We start from the raw sequence: 18,167 nt of genomic DNA on the forward strand, positions 1-18,167 counted from the left end.
ATTCGTCGCCTCCTTAAATGCAACTTGGATAACGGGCGGCTGGCTAGGCTTTGCCCGTGGGGGATTTTAACCCCCTGAATCGCGCCAGCTTGCTTGGCGCACTCAAGAACCGTCCCCATTCCCTCACTATATGTACACCGACCCCTACCAGGCCGCCACCGCGCAATCCATGTCACCCGGACAGCGGGTGCGGATCTACGTAACGGCTTCCGATCCCGGCACGGCTGAAAAAGTCAAACTGGAGGAAACCCAAATCTGCGGCACTGTACTCTCCCTGGACACGGCCATGAATCGCCTCACCCTGCAGGTGGCCCGTTCAAGCAAACTGGACGTGTCCGTGATTCCGGGCTTTACCAATCCCGTAACCGCCGAATTTCCCGACGGCCTCCCCATGGAAGCGGCGGTGGACATCGGAACGGAATTGGAGGGCCACTACAACCGCCTCAATCCCGGTATTTTCGCCGTCAACAAGGCTGATTTCTTCATCGAGAACGAGGATGACCTGGAAGAGGACGGAGAACCAACCTGGGTGGGGCTGACCTATTCCCTGATTTCCCGCTCTCCACTGAAGTTCCACCTGACCCGGGGCGCGGCGGAAGACCCGACCGGGCACCGCACCGTGACCGTAACTGCTGACACGGGGACGACCATCCTGAGCAAACATCGCAACGTCACCGAGCAGATTACGGCCAGCGCCCTGGCCGACGGCATTCAGGCGGGTGAATACCACATGATAAAAGCCCGTGGAACGTACAATGCCTCGGCCCGCACACTGCAGGCAACGCTGATCCCGGCCATGATCAGGCCCTGAACCGGACGGGAGGGGTCAGAGGCCGGCGCTGCGCTTCAGGCCGGCCAGGATACCGCGCCAGAGCCAGTTGAAAAAGGATCGCCTCGGATCGCGGGGCAGATCGACCCGGGCGGCATGCAGGGCTTTGTTCTTTTTCGGATTGCTGCTGAACAGTACAGCGTTGGCCAGGAAGGACGCCAGCCCCCTGCGTTCACCGGGATCGCTGCGCTTAACCATGCTGATCTTGAGGTCCTTGTAGCGGACGCGCACATCGCCCGTCAGGCGGAGGTGGTTCCCGTCCAGGCGAAAACGCAGTTCCTCCATCCTGCCCCGGTCGATGCGCAGGAAGGCCAACGGCACGATAGTGGGATTCAAAGAGGGCAAGTTCACGCTCCCCATCCGACCTTCCAGCCGGAAGCGGGGGTTACCCGGTTCCATGGTGAAGTTGATGGTGGTGGGAATCCGGTCCCGCAAGCGGCAGTTGATTTCCATGCGGATGGCCGGACAGTTCGCAATATTCGCCGGGCCCATATGAAAATCGTGCACCCATCCATTGATAGTGTCGAAGCTCAACTTGCCGGGAACGCGGCTGCCCCGATTGTGTTCGCCGAAGACGACCCGCCCGTTCTGGATCTTGATCTCCCCGATCTGGAACGGCATCTGGATGCGCTTCAGCACCTGGTATGGCAGGGGTTTGCGTTTGCGGGGGCCCTTCCTGCGAAGAACCCGGCGGTCGCGGAACACCTCCAGCTGAGGCGACTTCAAGACTACCGAAACGGGATGCTTCCCATCCGGAGGCGTGGAAGACGGGTATCCCCCGTGAGGCCATTGCAGGAGCACCTGGTCGACCCGCAGTTCGATGCGATCCGTCTGGAATCCCCGTTTCCGGGAGTATTTGTATACCGGCCAACGGGGCTGGAGATGGACGCCGCCGATTTCCACAAGGCGGTTCGTGGGATTCAGCCGAATCGTGCGCATAGACAGAACAGACTGCGTCCGGGGAAGATGGATACGGACCGGGCCCGCCATGGCCTGCAAACCCAAACCCCGATGGCGGGCCGGTGACCATTCCAATTTCTCCAGTTGGATCGCCACTGCGGGCTCTTGATCCGCTGCTTTGGGCGCCCATTCCAATTGCCCGTCTTCCAGCAGCATGCGCCCCAGGATGACCGCGGAAGTTATCTTTTCATCGACGTGGGGGGTGACGTCTTTCTTCAAGTCCGGCTGAAATGATGCGGCTGAAATAGAGCCGGACAAACGACCGCTCCAGCGGCGCAACCGAACCAGGTCCGCCCGGATTTTTCCGTGCCGCAACAGGTGAACGAGATGCAGGCCCCGCAGTTCGGCCTCCGCGGCGTGGGCACGGGCGACCGTATTCGCGTCGCCGCCCTTCCGGCTCCGAATTTCGATAGAAAGGTTGCGCAGCCGGATACCCGGCGACAAGGGCAGAATATCCATGGATTCCCAACGCACCGTTACACCCTTGGCGGAAGCGGACAGGGCATTCTCTATGCGATTGCTCAAGACACCCTTACCCGCCATGTAGAAACCGGCGCACCCCACGGCCGTGGCAGCCAGGAATATGATTATTCTCTTCAGACAGTCACTCCGTTTTCTCTGTTTTTGTCGTGCGCGGATCCCGGGCATGAATAAGCACCATCCACGAGTATCTCCTGATAAAGGGGATCCGGCATATCGCTTTGTCCGCCCAGGCAAGTATTCTCCACATCCCTTCAAAGAAAAACATCTTACGAAAAGGAATCGCCGACAGGGTCAGCAAAGAAAAAAATTCGGTTTTGACTTCGTGAAAAAAACCATCCAACAACCTGATTTCGCGAACCGTCAACGGATGCTCATCCCGGGTACGGATATTCGGAGTAAGCTTTCTGTACAACTTGATGAAAGGATTGTGGCCCAGGGGTTCGCAGAATACCAGGTGGCCGTGGGGGGCGCAAACCCGGGACAATTCCGGGTAGGCCCGCTCGATATTGAGGTGATGGAGGACACCGGAGCCCACCACGAGATCAAAGCGGTCGTCCGCAAACGCCAGCTCCTCGGCGTTCATGACCATGAATTCCACACGATTCCCTTTGTGCCCCGTCTTTTCTCTGGCGACTCGAATCTTACCGTGACCCTGCGGGTCGAGACGAATCAACGATGAGCCTGCGGCCCTTGACGAAACCGGTGCCGTTGATCTTTGTCACAAGGCGTCCGGCTTTAATGACAGTGCTGGTACTCCAGGAGAAAGTCATTTCAACACTATCATAGGTGCCGCTGATTTTACTTTGGGTGCTCTGAGACCCCTCTGCGCCGAAATTCTTTTCATGCTCGGTAAGACCGAAAACCTCGCCTCCCGAGGCCTTTCCGGTACCTCCATGGTTGAGCCCGTCAGGATGGGAGGAACCTTCCACGCCCGCAAACGCCAGGCTGTACTCAAGTTCGCCGGGAGGATTGACACGGATCCAGTTGGCGCCGCTGTCAAGTTCGGCGGGGAAAGACCAGGTTCTCTCGCGGTAGGGACTGGTTTCGGTAATGGTGATCTCCCCCGTGGATTCCACTATCTCCCAGGTACTGGGCTGAAGGAGCGCCCCATTCTCCGGGTTCAGGTGGAACGGTGCCATGATCCACAGCACCATGACCGCAACATAAAATGATTTTGCGTGCAAAACGGCGTTTTTCATTCAAAACCTCCCGAGTCACAATTCATTAATGTTCAAAGTCAAAGAAACTCCTCATGACGCTTGTCGCCTTACTTTTCCGGCTGTTTCACATCAACCCGGCCAGTTTTTCGACAAAGGCGGCCACCTTTTCGCCGTTACCGAACTTGGAAGCATGAAAGTACGCGATCGTCTTTTTTCCTGAAGCGGATTCCATGACCAGAACCTCCTCGGATTCTACCGGAAACTTCCATTGATTATGCCTCATCCCGCGACAAATTACCAGTGAATCCCGCCGACGATCCCACTTTCCACCATTGCCTCTCGCCCCTTGCCAGTTTTCACTTTTCACTTGTATAATGAAAGTCTTGAACTGATCTCGAAGCCCTGAGGAGAGAAACCATGAAAAAAAGCACCTGGTTTCTGATGCCATTGCCGTTTTTGCTCTGCTGCCTGCTCACACCAGCGCCCCTCTGCGCCGGCGGTGACAACCCGACCAAGAGCCCGCGGCAGGAAACGCTGACTTTGGAGCGCATCTTCGCTTCTCCCGATTTCGGCGTCAAACGATTCGGCCCGGCCCACTGGCAGGATGACGGCAACAGCTATACCCGGCTGGAAAAGACAAAAGCAAAAGGCCTCGAGGGTATGGATATAGTGCAATACGTACCTGGTCAAAAAAAGGGCAAAATCCTGGTGTCTGCCCGGCAACTGATCAATCCCGAGACCGCAAAACCGCTTGAAATCGAGGAATACAGCTGGTCCAATGACGGCCGCAAGCTCATAATCTTTACCAACAGCAAACCGGTCTGGCGCCAGAACACCCGCGGTGATTACTGGATCCTCAACCTGGAAAGCAATTGCTTGTGGCAAGTCGGCGGCAAGGCTGAAGACTCATCGCTGATGTTTGCCAAGATCTCGCCGAACGGAAGCCGGGTTGCTTACGTGCTCCACAATGACATTTACGTACAAACCCTTTCAGACGATCCGCAAAAGCGCTGCATCATCCGCCTGACCATGAACGGCAGTAAAACCCTGATCAACGGCACCTTTGACTGGGTATACGAAGAGGAGTTCCACCTGCGTGACGGCTTCCGCTGGTCCCCGGACAGCCGCCACATCGCCTACTGGCAACTGGACAGCAGCGGCGTCGGCATCTACACCCTGGTCAACACCACCGACAGCCTCTACCCGGTGTTGAAAACCATCCCCTACCCCAAAGCCGGCACCACCAACTCCGCCTGCCGCATCGGCGTCGTACCCGCCGGCGGTGGAGAGACTTCCTGGGTAGAGCTTGCAGGAGACCCGCGCAACCACTACATCCCGCGCATGGACTGGGCCGCATCTTCCAATGAGATCATCTTCCAGCGCATGAACCGCCTGCAGAACGAAAACCACCTCATGCTTTTCAATGTCAACAACAAACAATGCACCACGGTTCTGACCGAAAGAGACGACGCCTGGCTCGATGCCGTAGACGACCTCAAGTGGCTGAACAACGGCACACACTTCACCTGGGTCAGCGAACGCGACGGCTGGCGGCATGTTTACGTCGTCTCCCGTAACGGATCGGACCAGCAATGCGTCACCCCCGGCAGCTACGACGTCATGCGGGTGCTGCACATCGACGATAAATACGGCTGGATCTACTTTTCCGCTTCTCCGGAAAACCCCGCCCGGCAGTACCTGTACCGGGCCTCCCTGGAGAAACCGGGAAAACCGCAGCGCCTGACCCCCGCAAACCAACCCGGAACCCACGGCTACCGCATTTCACCCAACGCCAAGTGGGCATTCCACACCCATTCCACCTTTTCAACCCCGCCCATCACCGCCATGATCTCTCTCCCCGATCACCGCGAGGTCACGGTTTTCGAAGACAACAAAAACCTGCAACAAATCCTGTCCGGGATCAAACGCTCCCCCCAGGAATTCTTTTCCATCGACATCGGCAACGGCGTCAAACTGAGCGCCTGGTGCATCAAGCCCCCCGATTTCGACCCGGACAAACGCTATCCAGTCCTGTTCTACGTGTACGGCGAACCCTGGAACCAGACGGTCATCGACCGCTACGGCCGCAACTACCCCTGGTACCTGTTGCTGGCCCAACAGGGCTATATCATCATGAGCGTCGACAACCGCGGCACCCCCCAGCCCCGGGGCCGGGATTGGCGCAAATGCGTTTACCGCCGAATCGGCATCCTGGCCTCGGCCGACCAGGGCGCCGCCGTTCGCGCCCTGATCGCCCAACGGCCCTACATCGATCCCGAACGCGTCGGCGTATGGGGCTGGAGCGGCGGCGGCACCATGACCCTCAACCTCTTGTTCCGCCACCCCGAACTCTACAGGACCGGCATGGCCGTGGCCCCGGTCCCCGACATGCGCCTGTACGACACCATCTACCAGGAACGCTACATGGGATTGCCCGCGGACAACCAGGAAGGCTACACCAACGGATCCCCCATCACCTTCGCCCATCATTTAAAAGGAAACCTGCTCATCGTTCACGGCACCGGAGACGACAATGTCCACTACCAGGGCACCGAAAGGCTGATCAACAAGCTGGTCGAACACGACAAGGCATTCACCATGATGGCTTACCCCAACCGCTCCCACGGCATCCGCGAAGGCAAGAACACCACCCTGCACCTCTACCGCCTGCTGACCCGCTTCCTGAACGAAAACCTCCCCCCTGGAGCACAATAAGGAAAGTTGGAGAGTTTCAGAGGATGTCCCGGCCCCTCCCGGCCGGCGTACCGGGCCCTGACGCACCGGCCTCAAGCCGCCTGCCGTTCCCCTTACCCGGAGGATTCCATTTTAACGTTGAACCATTTGTAGATGGCCGGAATCACCAGCAGCGTTAACATGGTCGATGTCACCAGACCGCCGATCACCACGGTGGCCAGGGGTCGCTGCACTTCACTCCCGGTGCCGTTCGATAATAAGAGAGGAAGCAGACCGAACGCCGTGGTCAACGCGGTCATTAAAACAGGACGAAGTCGCCTCTTTGTACCCTCCAGGGACGCCTCGTCCACATCAATACCTTCTCGCAGCAACTGGTTCAGGTACGTCACCAGTACCATGCCGTTTTCGAGCGCGATACCAAACAGCGCGATAAAGCCCACGGAAGCGGGCACGGATAAATTCTGACCGGACAGCCAAAGCGCCGCCACACCGCCGACCAGGGCCAACGGTATATTGAACAAAATAAGCAAGGTGTTTTTCACTGAACCAAAACTGATATAAAGCATCAGGCTGATCAACAACAGCGTCACCGGAACGACTACCGCCAGGCGCCGACCGGCCTGTTGCTGCAGTTCGAACTGCCCGCCCCATTGGATAAAGTAACCGACGGGTAAATCAACATTGGCATGAATCAACTCCCGGGATGCTCGCACGAACGATCCGATATCCCTGCCGACGACATTGCATTGAACAACCGCGTAGCGCTGGTTGTTTTCCCGCATAATCTGTCTCGGCCCGACAATTTCTCGGATGACGGCCAACTGGGAAAGCGGAATTCGTTCACCGCCGGGAGCGGGAATCAAAATGTTCCCGATTGCTTCCCGGGTCCGGCGGAATTGCGGTTGATAACGCACATAAATATCAAATCGCCGTATGCCTTCAAAAACCTGTCCGGCGCCGGCACCGCCCACGGCCGTTCGAATCACCGATTGCACCGTTTCGATGTTTATGCCGTAACGGGCAATCTCTTGCCGGTTGGGACGGATCAGCAACTGCGGTGTGCCGGTCATCTGCTGAACCTGTACATCGGCGGCGCCTGGAACCGTACGGATCTGCGCGGCAATTTCTTCGGCTTTGTCTTTCAGGACGGGAATATCGGAACCGTACAGTTTAATCGCCAAATCCGCCTGAACACCGCTGATCAGTTCATCCACCGACAACTGGATGGGCTGTGTAATATTGGTCAGGACTCCGGGGAAATCGGCCAGTTTCTCACGCACGGCCGCTTCGATATGCGCCTGGGTCGGATGAACTTCCCATGCGGATTTTGGTTTCAAAATCACGTTTATATGGCTGACGTTGACAGGCGCGGAATGCGCGCCCACTTCCCCACGGCCGATGCGACTGACCACCTCGCTGACCTCGGGGATTTGTAAAAACCGTTTTTCGATCAGCATGATGTTGCGCTTGGTTTCATTGATTGAAATAGACGGCGAGAAGGTCAGATTCACCATCAATTCGCCTTCGTTCAAGCGCGGTGTAAATTCCGATCCCAAACGGGGAAACAGGATTGAACCGGTAATAACCAGCAAAGCCGCCAGGAATACCGCCCGATAGCGTTTCTTGATAAAAAAGCGCAGTAAGGGGCTGTATCCGCGGGTAATGACGCGAAGTAAAAAGTTTTCGTTTTGGCCGTTGTTATCCGGGCTTTTTTTTGATCGCTTCATCAGGAGTGACGCCAACACCGGCGCCACTACCAGGGCATAGATCAACGAACCAGACATGGCGATGGCGATCGTGTAAGCCAGGGGCCGGAATGTTTTGCCCTCCACGCCCTGAAGGGTAAACAACGGCAAAAAAACGACAACAATTATCGAAACAGCGAACAAGATCGGACGGCTCACTTCAAAAAACGCCCGCAGAACAATATGAATTCGTGATTCATCTTTATCCGCCTCATGCAGCTTGCGATCGATGTTTTCCACCAGCACAATCGTACCGTCCACCATCATGCCGATAGCGATAGCCAGACCGCCAAAAGTCATTAAATTGGCTGATATGCCAAGATATTTCATCACAACAAACGAAAACAGAACGGAAAACAGAATGGAGCCGGACACCACGATACTCGGGCGGATACTCCCCATGAATAAAAGCAGAACCAGAATCACCAAACAGATCCCCTGCAAAAGGGCGGAACTCACGGTATTCACCGCGGACTCCACAAGAGACTTCTGCTCATAGAACGGCACAATTTCCACGCCATCGGGAAGCATGCCCTGAATTTCCTCTAAACGTTTTTCCACCCGGCTTATGACAGTTGACGAATTGGTGCCGACGAGTTTTATCACCATTCCCGCGACAACTTCCTCTTCACCGTTCCGGGTCTGCAATCCACGCCTGATGGCGCCGCCGATTTTCACATCCGCGAGTTGGTACAGGTAAACCGGATTGCCGTTGACTGTTTTGATCACGATGGCTTTCAAATCCTCGATACCGGCCGCCAGGCCCTCGGAGCGAACGATAAACTGCTCGCCGTTTTTTTCCAGGTATTGGGCGCCGACGTTTACATTATTCGCGCGGACGCGTTCAAAGACGTGATCAAGCGTGACATGATAGGTGAGCAACGCGTTTGGATCTATATTGACCTGGAACTGTTTCTCCCAGCCGCCGATCCCCAACACCTCCGTAACGCCCGGAACGGTCTGCAGGTTGTATTTAACGATCCAATCCTGCATGGTCCGCAGATCTGTGAGTGAATACCGGCCGGTATTGTCTTTGAGATAGTAATAGAAAATCTGTCCCTGGCCGGTTGCAATGGGCCCCAATCGCGGATCTCCGAATCCTTCGGGAATCCGCTCCCGCGCCTCCTGCAGCCGCTCGTTGACCAATTGCCTGTTGAAATAGATATCCGTATCGTCCCGGAAATATATGTTGACAACCGAAAGGCCGAAATTGGATACCGAGCGGATTTTTTTCAGATTCGGTAAACCGTTCACCGCCACTTCCACCGGGTAGGTGACATATTTTTCAACCTCTTCCGGCGCCAGGCCTTCCGTTACGGTAAACACCTGGACCAGCGCGGGCGAAACATCCGGAAAGGCATCAACAGGGAGCTTGAAATAATTATAGATTCCCGCGGCAAACACAAATACCATCACCAGAACCGTAATCAATCGATTCTTCATTATGTGCTTTATCATCTGTTCCTCACCATGTTTCAGTGATGATGTCCGCCAAAAGATTTTTTCCGGAGCTCAGATTTCAATGTAAAGGCGCCTTCGGCGACATAAACCTGCCCGGCTTTCAAGCCGGCGGTGATCGCTGCTTTCTCTGCGTTGACGCGACCGATTTTTACCGGCAGGGGTTTAAAGCCGTCTTCATGCTTCACAAAAACCACATCCTGATCCTCAAACGTTGTCACGGCGCTTTGGGGAACGAGCAGAGGCACCATATTTTCACCCGCGATAACCCTGCCGTTGACGAATAATCCCGGGCGCCAGATATGAGCATGCTTTTCGTTTTCCAGAACGACGCGTGCCGTCGCGGTCCTGGTTTCTTTACTCACCACGGGTGAGATGTAGGAAATCAGACCGGTTGCGGTACGGGCGTCGGGCGGCGCGTTAATGATGACTTTTTGTCCCACCTCGATGTCGGGCAGGTCTTTCTGATAAATGTTCAGGTTTACCCAGACTTTGCTTAAATCGGCGATGGTAAATGCATGACCGCCGCCGGAAACCACCTCGCCCGGGGTCAGATGCATGTCGATGACTTCGCCGTTGATCAAGGATTTCATTGCATAAGGCGAAAGGCTCTCATTGCTTTCAATAATCGCCAGCACCTCGCCTCTTTTCACGGGATCGCCGATTTTCTTGCGCACTTCTTTGACAATGCCGGGAAATCTGGGAAAAATGTGCGCCAATCGATCAGGATCGATGACAATCTCTCCCGTCAAATCCACATACTGTTCAAGTTGCCCCGGACCGGCCACGGCCAGTTCAATCCCGAATTCGTTGATTTCCTCATCGGAAAGCCGGACCACTTCTTCTGCGTGTTCTGTTTCCTCATGTTCATTCTCATCCGTTTCAGTGTGTGCTCGAGGCGGTTCATTGGAACACTGCATGAAAACAGCGGCCGAAGTGACAACCAGAAACAATATCAACAGCATGCGAACGGTGTTTTGCGATTTCATTTTCACTTTCATTTTATTGTCCTTTCCCTTTAATTATTTTCGTACTTGATCCAGGCGTTGACCGATCAGACGTTCCATCCGGGCCACATTCCGGTGATAGTCTTTTGCGGCGTTCAAACGTTGTGCACGGACCTGGAACAACGTGCGCCGGGCGTCCAGCACTTCCAGGAAACCAAATTTGCCCATCCGATTGCCCTGATTGATCATTTCAAAAGCATTCCGCGCTTCGGGGATGACGGTTGTTGTTAACGTGTTTATTTCCTGGTATGAAGCGGAAAGCCGGTTGTAAATTTCCGCCAGCCGTGTGTTCAGGGCAATTTCCACGGCGCGTTTTTGCTGTTGCGCCTGACGCTTCCGGTACTGCGCGGCCTGAATGTTTCCCTTGTTGCGATTAAAAAGCGCCAGCGGCAAAGACAAGCCCACAACCACGGCATTGCCGCCGCTTTCGTTCAGGCGTCGGTAGCCGCCGCTGATCACGGGATCCGGAACACGTTGTGCTTTTTCCAGCTCGACCTCGGCATCCCGCCGTTGCATCTCCACCGCCCAACGGGCAATGTCGGGATTTTGTGAAATCAACAAAGACAATTGTTCCATCGCGGGCAATTCCACCAGATTTTCCAGATTCCCCGCGACGCAATCAAACCGCGGCTGTTTGGCGCCCCAGGTTGCGGCCAGGCGTTTGCGGGCCGACAGCAACTCTTTCCGCAGGCGTTCCGACTCGATCCGTGTGATTGACAATTCCACCCGGGCGCGCGCCGCTTCCGCCGGAGAAGCCCGCCCTGCCTTAACCCGCCGGTTTATGCTTTCCAGAAATTCTTCGGCAATGCGGACAAGTTCATTTTGCAACTCGATGCGGCGCTGCAGGGCCAGGGTTTCAGTAAACTCAGTCACCACTTTCACAAACACATTCAATTTCGCCGCTTCATAATCCCAAGCGGCCAAATCGGCCCTCAAAGTGGCTGCCTGCACGCGTTTGGCTCTTTTACCCCCCAACTCGACCAGTTGACCAATGGAAAGGGTCCATTCCGCTCCCAAAGATCCATTGAGCGAGCCACTGCCCGGAAAACTTTCTATTTCGGCCCCCAGCTCCGGATTTGGCGGCAAGCCGGCCTGCAGGGCGTGGGCTTCCTGAATGCGCGTCTCATAAGAAAACGCCGCCAATTCAGGATTGTGCGCCAGGGCCAGCGTCAGCGCATCGGCAAGTGACAGGCTTGCCTGGCTCAGGAGTTGTTCCGTCTGTATTGAATCGGGCCGCGGTTGCGAAATTTCCCTGACCAACGGCGCCGCCTGCGGGACCACCGTTGTCGTACGATATGAGGCGCATCCGCTTAACCCCCATATCAGGAAAAGTATCAGGAATAATCTATGCATGCCAAGCCTCCGGGATGTTTTTGTTGAATTCGTGATCGATCCTTTATTCAGACCGGAAAAAGGATCATCGCACCTGAAAAAGAAATTTTTTCAGGTGAGAAAGGATTGGAAGAGAATGGTGCGGGATATTTCCGGTATGGTGGAGAACAACGGATAACTCAGGGGTTGTGCCTTTTTTTGGCAATTCGCATTCTCTGATAATGAAAACAATGCCGCCTGAAAAGCAAAACCCAATAGCCGGGACGCATTTGGCTGCGGTTTGGTGGTATCCGAGATCAGATTGCAGAAGTCGACCTGCTCGGGATGATGTTCAGCCGAAGCATGGCCGATCAATTCGGAATAGAGAAATATTGTGATAAAGGCAATTAAAACAATGGTTCCGGTATATTTAATAAATTTTGTGTTCACATATCCTTTTTCAATTTGCCTTTTTTGTTTTTGTCTGCGAAGGACATTCATGATCATTCCAGAATATGGTTCATGGCTTCATTCACGAGATTCTCGATGTGGTTGTCCTCCAGAGAATAATAGACCTTTTTCCCGGATTTTCGAAACGCCACAATTTTCAACCCTTTTAAGATTCTCAATTGATGTGAAATGGCGGAAACCGATATGTTGGCAACGGTCGCCAGATCACACACGCACAATTCTTCCTGCGCCAACGCCAGCACTATTTTTAAACGCGTCGCATCGCCGAGCGCTTTAAATGTTTCCGATAAATCATGAACATCCTTTAGATCGGGCAGTTTTCCCTTGACCCGATTCACTTTTTCAGGATCAACAACACTTGCCTCGCAGATCTCTATTTTATTGTTCATTCAAAAATCGTAACACTTGATCATTTGCTCAAGCGTAATATACATCAGTTTGCTTTCATTTTCAAGAGTTCCATAGACTGGGGATCAAGTGATGCATGGTTGCTTTTTCCGGTTCTCCATCAACTTGACCGCCCACATGACGGCCACAACACGCAAAGACATGCAATCGGCAATTGCGGTAATGGCTCACCGGGATAATCGTCCGCCCACTGTCTTACCGTACAGCGTCCCCTTGCATTTCCAACTTACCAAATTCGGAGAAGTTTACCTGATTTGTACGCCGAAATCCGGCTCCCTGAAATTCCGCCACGTAAAGGGCCGGCGCCACGTGACTTCACCGTTGCGCATGGCCAGGCGTTCCCGGCGGCCCAAATACAACCAGGCGATTACACCCCGCTCGCGACTGAAGCAACGGGCGAAAGTGATCACATCTTCGTCTGTTTGCAGATGATCGGGGATGTCCTGACGCAGATACAAGCAGGGAATGGCGCGGTAGTAGAATTGATTCTTCGCCGGCCGTGCCCGCCAGGCTTCGAACGCCCGCTTGAGGGCGTCTTCCTCCCGAAGGCGGATCCGTTCCATTACCTCCGCGTCGATCCCCAGGAGCGCGGCCAGGCGCTCCCGGGTGGCCTCATCCAGTTCGCTCTCGCCGCGCTCGAACTCGATGATGCGGCGGCAGCCCTTGTTTCGGTTTTCACACCCCAGGCGGCGTGCCGTTTCCGGCAGAGTCCAGCCTTTTTCCCGGCGCCGGCGCGCGAATTCCTTTTCCAAAGTTTTTGACATGACAATCCTCCAACGCGGAGAGAAGAAGAACCGCCGCGGGAACCCGCGGCACCAGGTGACCTTCCCCACGCTTTAGCTGAATTTTTCAGACGCCCGCAAGCTGTAGCATCAAATCGGCGTCATTTATAGTATACCCCATGGCTCCCGGGGAATCAATTGTCAAAAAAGGTGACAGATATTTGGAGACAGGTGGCAGGTGTAGCGGGGTTACACCCGCCCGGAAAAAACAGTTGGGAAGGAATCCGAGTACAAAGTCGACGAGAAACTTAGGCGTGGTTCGTGAACCGCCCCGTAGAGCATTGAAGGCAGAAAGTAAAATGAAGCACAAGACTTAACCCCGGTCTTCATCCCCTGCCGTCGGCCTATTTGTCCGCCGGGTATCCGACCGTCTGGGCCAGGACGACTTTCTTGTGTTCGGGCAAGCCCATTTTCTGTTCCAGAAGCGGTTTGTCCATCCACGCGCGCGCCACGGTGACCAGGCCTTCGGAAGCGCAGAACAGGTAGACATTCTGGCTGATATACCCGGTATCGATTGCCGAATAAAATATCTTCCGTTCGGGTGAAGTGTCTTTCAACCTTGAATAGTCCGCAACAAAGACCAGGTTGACCGGCGCGTCCTTGACGAAGTCCTGGCCTCCGGTAAAGGCCCGCAGGTCCTGACTTGAAACCAGTTCCAGGGTGTGTGCCTGGGCATTGTACAGAAAAAGGCCGTCCGCCCTGGAGACGTATACCTCGATTTCCTGCTTGTTCCGGGCCGATGGCGCCGTGCGTTTGCCCGATTGCGCACGGTTCACCCCCCAGGCGGCCCAGAGCAGGTTGGACATGGTCTGCGGGGACAATTCCTTTGAGCTGAACTGGCGCGAAGAGCTCCGATCCTTGAGAACCTCCATCAACGGCCGGCCGCCATCAATTTGTGGTTCGGGCAGTTGAATGGTTTTCTTTTCCTGGGCAGCCAAGGTAGAAGTAAAAACCAACAGAACGGTTACCAGTAATGAAACGGGTTGAATGAGGTTTGGGCGCATCTGTTTCCTCCTTTTTATTGTTAGTGTACCATTCTTTCTGTAAATTGTATTTGGATCGTTAAGGGCTCTTGCCCTTAAGGTGAAGGCCGGCCCCCTTCTATTTTCTCATGGTGAACCCGGCTGCTTTTTCAGGCTCACAACCAGCGGCGGCGGCGGAACACCAGCACCATGACCAAAGCCACCAGGGCCATTACTCCCAGAACGGTGATGTATCCATAGGCCCAATTCAACTCCGGCATGTTCCAGGGGGATGCGGCGGGGTTGAAATTCATGCCGTAAATCCCGGCGATAAAAGTCAGGGGGATGAAAATGGTCGCAGTCAGGGTCAAAATCTTCGTGACGCGGTTGGTTGACTGACTAAGGCTGCTGAGGTAAAGCTCCTGCAGGCCCATCACTGCCTCGCGAAAACCCTCCAGGGTTTCTTGCAGGTTGATGACATGGTCATGGACGTCCCGGAAAAAGGGCCGGGTTGTTTCGCCCGGAATGTCGATATCCAGGGTCTGCTGATGCAATCGGGGAAGCAGGTAGCGCAGGGGGGACAGGCACTTGTGCCATAACTGCATGCGCCCCCTGATGCGGTGCAGGCGGTTCTGCACTTCCCCATCGGGTTTTTCAATAATGTCCACTTCCAGTTCGTTCAGGTCGTCTTCCAGCTCTTCAAGAAAGGGGAAGGCCTCATCCACCAGCACATCCAGAAGCGCGTACAGCAGGTAATCCACCCCGCCAAGTCGCAGGCGTGATCCGTCCTGCTGCAAACGCCGGAGCACCGGATCGAATAAGGGCGCCGAGGTTTCGCTGAAGGAAACCAGCAGTCCCCGGCGCAGGATAAAAGAAATCTGCTCCGTTTGCGGAAGTGTTTCCTCTTCCCGGCCGGGAGGCGAGGGCAGGCGAACCACCATGAACATGGTGTCCGCATACTCTTCCAGCTTGGGCCGTTGCGTGGTGTTGGCCAGATCCTCCAGGATGAGTGGATGGATCTTCAGCTCCTCGCCCAGGCGCTTGATCAGGTCGACATCATGTACGCCGTTTATCTGCAACCATGTAACATCTGTGCCGTCCGCCGGACCGTGAAACGGCCCCGCGGATTCCAGAAAACGATCTTCAATGCTTTCCGGACCATAAGTAATGGCACGGATACGCACCTCGTGGCTGCGCGGCGCGCCCACATGCGTCACCGTTCCCGGTTTTTGCCCGCGTTTTCTGGACCATCTCAGTTGTTTTCCCCACATGGTTCACCTCCCGATTTGTTCCCACCGGTTTTTGCCGCTGTCGCCCGGATTGGCTGTTCCCGTGCCGGTTGTTTCCGGAAAACTTTCGTCAAACCCCATTCAGCCGCCGGCAGGGTAATCCTTCCCGCATGAATAGTCAAGGACCATCCCCCTTTCTGTTCACTCCCAGTTCCCCCCTTCTTTAACTTTTTTATTGACAATAATTCTTTTCTGCGCAAATATTGAATCAGAGCTCCCAATCTTAGACTCATTCTGGTAGTTTCGCTTCCAATGCGGGCAGTTTCGGCGTAAGGATGTTGTGAGAAATGAGAAAAAGATTTAATGTTCCGGTTTTGGCGTGCCTGGCGGCGTTTGCGATCGCGGCCGGTGTTATCAACGGAGAGGGACTGGAGAAGCCGGATGATGATCTTTGTGCAAAGATCAAGAGCAGGCTTTTTGACAGTTCGAGTGCCGAAAGGCCCATCGTCCTGGAGTGGAAGCTGCCCGAGCTTCGTGATGCCACCCAACGGATCGACTGGAACCTCTTCAAGATCCGGACGCTGTTTGAAGATCCTCTGACCGCCAGGGAGGTCATCGTGAAACTCGTCGATCCGAGCGGAAAGACGTGGTGGAGCCTTGACAACAATTCGGCCCGGCCCTCGGGAAATTGGACTTCGTTGAAGACATTGGTGGTCGAGGATTTTCCGGCCATGTTGAAAAACGCCACGGGATTTCAACTGATTTTTTCTGATACCAGGGAACGGATAATCTTCAGCCACCCCGTCGAAATGAAGTCGGCGACGTAAGGCCGAAGTGCCGTTATCGATGAAGGAGGAAATCATGACATGTTTGAAATTCAGAGTCATTGTGGTCTGTTTGGCGGCTGTGTTGGCACTTGGGATCACGTTGCCCCTGATGGCGATCCAACCACCTCCGATCGTTTTGGTTATGCCTGCCGATGGGGCCGAAGTTTCCGGAAACTCGGTCACCTTCAGTTGGAACCCATCGACTTGGGCAGATACGATCACAAACCGCTGGTATACACTCCAAATTAGTTCGCAAAGCGATTTCAGCACAATTGTCAACACATATTCAGGCATCAAAGCCACATCAAAAACCGTCAACAACATTCCTCAAGACGGTTCTCTATATTACTGGCGCGTTAGAGTTTCCATGATCATGACAATTGGAGGCTCTCCTTCTACTAAACAGAGCGACTGGTCTGCTCCCCGCATGTTCCTGGCCAAATTGGCTCCCCCTCCTCCTCCGGCTTCTCTCATATCCCCGGCTCAAGGAGCTCAGGTGACAACAATACCGATCGCCTTCAATTGGAGTCCTTCGAGCGGCGCCGTCAAATACCATTTTCAGATCAGTACCCAGGACAACTTCGTCAGCACCTTTTACAACATGGAAGATATCAACAACACCATCGTTTCCGTGACGCCTTTTCCTCAAAACGGATCCACGTATTACTGGCGTGTCAAGGCCATAGACGCTTTGGGTCAGGGCGATTGGTCGCAAGTGCGCAGTTTCGTCAGCGCGCCGCCGCCGCAACCGCCGCCTCCTGCCTCTTATGCCGAACCGGCCAACGGGGCGACGGTGTCCGGAAGCGCTGTTGCCTTGATATGGAATGCTTCGGCCGGCGCGACACGCTACCATCTCCAGGTTGCCAAACTGCCTGTGTTTCCAAAGGTGAATCTTCATTACTCTAACGACAACATCGCCGCAACTCAATTCGCCGTTCCGGGCATGCCGAATGATGGAACCAAGTTTTACTGGCGTGTTCGGGCCTTTAAGGAAGAGGGGGGCTGGAGTGCATGGAACAATGTTGTCTTCAAAACGCGCCATTTCTTCAGCGGTCAGAGTCAGACGCCGCCGCAGGGGCCGCTGTTGGTGGCCCCTAACCACGGCGCCGACATATCCGAAAACTCGATCACTTTTAACTGGAAAGCGGCCGGAGGCGCCGCCAAATACCAGCTCCAGATCGGAACGACTAATAGTTTTAGCGCCGTCTTCTTCAATAATGTCAATATCTCCGGGACGTCCTTCACGGTGCCGAACTTCCCGGATCAAACAGTTCGGTACTACTGGCGCGTCCGGGCCTGCAGTGCCGCCGGGATATGGGGGAACTGGTCGGAAACGCGGATGTTCAATACAAACTGACGGCGGCGCCCCGCTCCCGTTCCGGAGTCTGGAGAAAGGGGCACGGCTTTTCTTCCGACGCATATTCGCTTTGAGAAAAAAACCGCATATTGACGCTCTTCTCATGTGATTTCGGAAGAAACCCCGGCCCAGTGCCGCCAGCTTCTTGCGCCGTTCGCCGGTCTCTCCTTCCAGTCACCTTTCAATCTCAAATCATGTTATTGCAAGGCCTGACGCCTGTGTTTGCAAACAGGTTCACCGTTAACCACCCGCTCGCTTACTCCTCAACTTCGATATCGTTTTCCGCGCACCATTCCAGCAGGGCCTCGCGGGTGCGGCGCGCTTCATAAGCGTACCAGTCATCCAGGCGTTCATGATCGAGCAGAAAATTCTTGAAGCGCCGGTAAGCCCCCCGGCGCGAAAAGATATCCCTTATCTCCTCAAAGTGCTCGGGCATTTCCCCCCGGGCGAAATCCATGACCAGTTGATTGCCCAGGTCCAGGTC

At 54.8% G+C, this 18,167-nt stretch carries 16 protein-coding genes; 4 read left to right on the forward strand and 12 right to left on the reverse strand.

Features of this window, described 5'->3' with window-relative positions:
- The first annotated feature begins 169 nt into the window (after positions 1-169).
- Positions 170-811, forward strand: a complete 642-nt coding sequence (locus ENN40_06180; GenBank protein HDP94931.1) for a hypothetical protein — start codon at positions 170-172, stop codon at positions 809-811.
- A gap of 15 nt (positions 812-826) precedes the next feature.
- Here the strand turns inward: ENN40_06180 and ENN40_06185 are convergent, their stop codons facing one another.
- The 3 genes from ENN40_06185 to ENN40_06195 are packed head-to-tail and all read right to left on the reverse strand — an operon-like array spanning position 827 to position 3,471.
- On the reverse strand, positions 827-2,437 hold the full coding sequence (locus tag ENN40_06185) for a DUF748 domain-containing protein (protein ID HDP94932.1): 1,611 nt from the start codon (positions 2,435-2,437) through the stop codon (positions 827-829).
- Complete coding sequence (locus ENN40_06190) at positions 2,394-2,945, reverse strand: class I SAM-dependent methyltransferase (GenBank protein HDP94933.1); 552 nt, start codon at positions 2,943-2,945, stop codon at positions 2,394-2,396. The genes ENN40_06185 and ENN40_06190 overlap by 44 nt, the downstream gene beginning before the upstream one ends.
- On the reverse strand, positions 2,914-3,471 hold the full coding sequence (locus ENN40_06195; protein HDP94934.1) for a hypothetical protein: 558 nt from the start codon (positions 3,469-3,471) through the stop codon (positions 2,914-2,916). The genes ENN40_06190 and ENN40_06195 overlap by 32 nt, the downstream gene beginning before the upstream one ends.
- A gap of 402 nt (positions 3,472-3,873) precedes the next feature.
- Here ENN40_06195 and ENN40_06200 point away from each other — a divergent pair, with 402 nt between their 5' ends.
- Positions 3,874-6,147 (forward strand): S9 family peptidase, encoded by a 2,274-nt coding sequence (locus ENN40_06200; protein ID HDP94935.1) that lies wholly within the window; start codon positions 3,874-3,876, stop codon positions 6,145-6,147.
- A 92-nt stretch (positions 6,148-6,239) separates the two neighbouring features.
- Here the strand turns inward: ENN40_06200 and ENN40_06205 are convergent, their stop codons facing one another.
- The 8 genes from ENN40_06205 to corA all read right to left on the reverse strand — a co-directional run bounded on the left by ENN40_06205 (position 6,240) and on the right by corA (position 15,541).
- Positions 6,240-9,329: an efflux RND transporter permease subunit gene (locus ENN40_06205; GenBank protein HDP94936.1), complete on the reverse strand. Its 3,090-nt coding sequence runs from the start codon at positions 9,327-9,329 to the stop codon at positions 6,240-6,242.
- A 17-nt stretch (positions 9,330-9,346) separates the two neighbouring features.
- Positions 9,347-10,330: an HlyD family efflux transporter periplasmic adaptor subunit gene (locus ENN40_06210; GenBank protein HDP94937.1), complete on the reverse strand. Its 984-nt coding sequence runs from the start codon at positions 10,328-10,330 to the stop codon at positions 9,347-9,349.
- 21 nt (positions 10,331-10,351) lie between these two features.
- A complete protein-coding gene (locus tag ENN40_06215) occupies positions 10,352-11,689 on the reverse strand; it encodes a TolC family protein (protein ID HDP94938.1) in 1,338 nt (445 codons plus the stop codon).
- A gap of 90 nt (positions 11,690-11,779) precedes the next feature.
- Positions 11,780-12,148 (reverse strand): hypothetical protein, encoded by a 369-nt coding sequence (locus tag ENN40_06220; GenBank protein HDP94939.1) that lies wholly within the window; start codon positions 12,146-12,148, stop codon positions 11,780-11,782.
- Positions 12,149-12,150: 2 nt separating this feature from the next.
- Positions 12,151-12,507: an ArsR family transcriptional regulator gene (locus tag ENN40_06225; GenBank protein ID HDP94940.1), complete on the reverse strand. Its 357-nt coding sequence runs from the start codon at positions 12,505-12,507 to the stop codon at positions 12,151-12,153.
- A gap of 264 nt (positions 12,508-12,771) precedes the next feature.
- Positions 12,772-13,290, reverse strand: a complete 519-nt coding sequence (locus ENN40_06230) for an XRE family transcriptional regulator (GenBank protein HDP94941.1) — start codon at positions 13,288-13,290, stop codon at positions 12,772-12,774.
- Between the two features lie 362 nt (positions 13,291-13,652).
- Positions 13,653-14,312 carry a SagB/ThcOx family dehydrogenase gene (locus ENN40_06235; protein HDP94942.1) on the reverse strand — a complete coding sequence of 220 codons (660 nt, stop codon included), beginning with the start codon at positions 14,310-14,312 and terminating at the stop codon, positions 13,653-13,655.
- Between the two features lie 134 nt (positions 14,313-14,446).
- The gene (corA, locus tag ENN40_06240; GenBank protein HDP94943.1) at positions 14,447-15,541 is read right to left on the reverse strand and encodes a magnesium/cobalt transporter CorA; all 1,095 of its coding nucleotides are present in this window, start codon (positions 15,539-15,541) and stop codon (positions 14,447-14,449) included.
- Positions 15,542-15,846: 305 nt separating this feature from the next.
- Here corA and ENN40_06245 point away from each other — a divergent pair, with 305 nt between their 5' ends.
- Both ENN40_06245 and ENN40_06250 read left to right on the forward strand, forming a co-directional pair.
- Positions 15,847-16,326, forward strand: a complete 480-nt coding sequence (locus tag ENN40_06245) for a hypothetical protein (protein HDP94944.1) — start codon at positions 15,847-15,849, stop codon at positions 16,324-16,326.
- A gap of 34 nt (positions 16,327-16,360) precedes the next feature.
- Positions 16,361-17,683: a fibronectin type III domain-containing protein gene (locus ENN40_06250; protein HDP94945.1), complete on the forward strand. Its 1,323-nt coding sequence runs from the start codon at positions 16,361-16,363 to the stop codon at positions 17,681-17,683.
- A 256-nt stretch (positions 17,684-17,939) separates the two neighbouring features.
- Here the strand turns inward: ENN40_06250 and ENN40_06255 are convergent.
- The coding region (locus ENN40_06255; protein HDP94946.1) for a hypothetical protein at positions 17,940-18,167 on the reverse strand (228 nt) is incomplete at its 5' end.

The organism is Candidatus Aminicenantes bacterium, from assembly GCA_011049425.1.
Lineage (GTDB): Bacteria > Acidobacteriota > Aminicenantia > UBA2199 > UBA2199 > UBA876.

Coding starts and splice junctions, on each gene's coding strand:
- ENN40_06235 (HDP94942.1), bottom strand. CDS start 14,312: ATGCGCCCAAACCTCATTCAACCCGTTTCATTACTGGTAACCGTTCTG.
- ENN40_06205 (HDP94936.1), bottom strand. CDS start 9,329: ATGATAAAGCACATAATGAAGAATCGATTGATTACGGTTCTGGTGATG.
- ENN40_06200 (HDP94935.1), top strand. CDS start 3,874: ATGCCATTGCCGTTTTTGCTCTGCTGCCTGCTCACACCAGCGCCCCTC.
- ENN40_06250 (HDP94945.1), top strand. CDS start 16,361: ATGACATGTTTGAAATTCAGAGTCATTGTGGTCTGTTTGGCGGCTGTG.
- ENN40_06180 (HDP94931.1), top strand. CDS start 170: ATGTCACCCGGACAGCGGGTGCGGATCTACGTAACGGCTTCCGATCCC.
- corA (HDP94943.1), bottom strand. CDS start 15,541: ATGTGGGGAAAACAACTGAGATGGTCCAGAAAACGCGGGCAAAAACCG.
- ENN40_06210 (HDP94937.1), bottom strand. CDS start 10,330: ATGAAAGTGAAAATGAAATCGCAAAACACCGTTCGCATGCTGTTGATA.
- ENN40_06230 (HDP94941.1), bottom strand. CDS start 13,290: ATGTCAAAAACTTTGGAAAAGGAATTCGCGCGCCGGCGCCGGGAAAAA.
- ENN40_06220 (HDP94939.1), bottom strand. CDS start 12,148: ATGAATGTCCTTCGCAGACAAAAACAAAAAAGGCAAATTGAAAAAGGA.
- ENN40_06215 (HDP94938.1), bottom strand. CDS start 11,689: ATGCATAGATTATTCCTGATACTTTTCCTGATATGGGGGTTAAGCGGA.
- ENN40_06245 (HDP94944.1), top strand. CDS start 15,847: ATGAGAAAAAGATTTAATGTTCCGGTTTTGGCGTGCCTGGCGGCGTTT.
- ENN40_06185 (HDP94932.1), bottom strand. CDS start 2,437: ATGCCCGGGATCCGCGCACGACAAAAACAGAGAAAACGGAGTGACTGT.
- ENN40_06195 (HDP94934.1), bottom strand. CDS start 3,471: ATGAAAAACGCCGTTTTGCACGCAAAATCATTTTATGTTGCGGTCATG.
- ENN40_06225 (HDP94940.1), bottom strand. CDS start 12,507: ATGAACAATAAAATAGAGATCTGCGAGGCAAGTGTTGTTGATCCTGAA.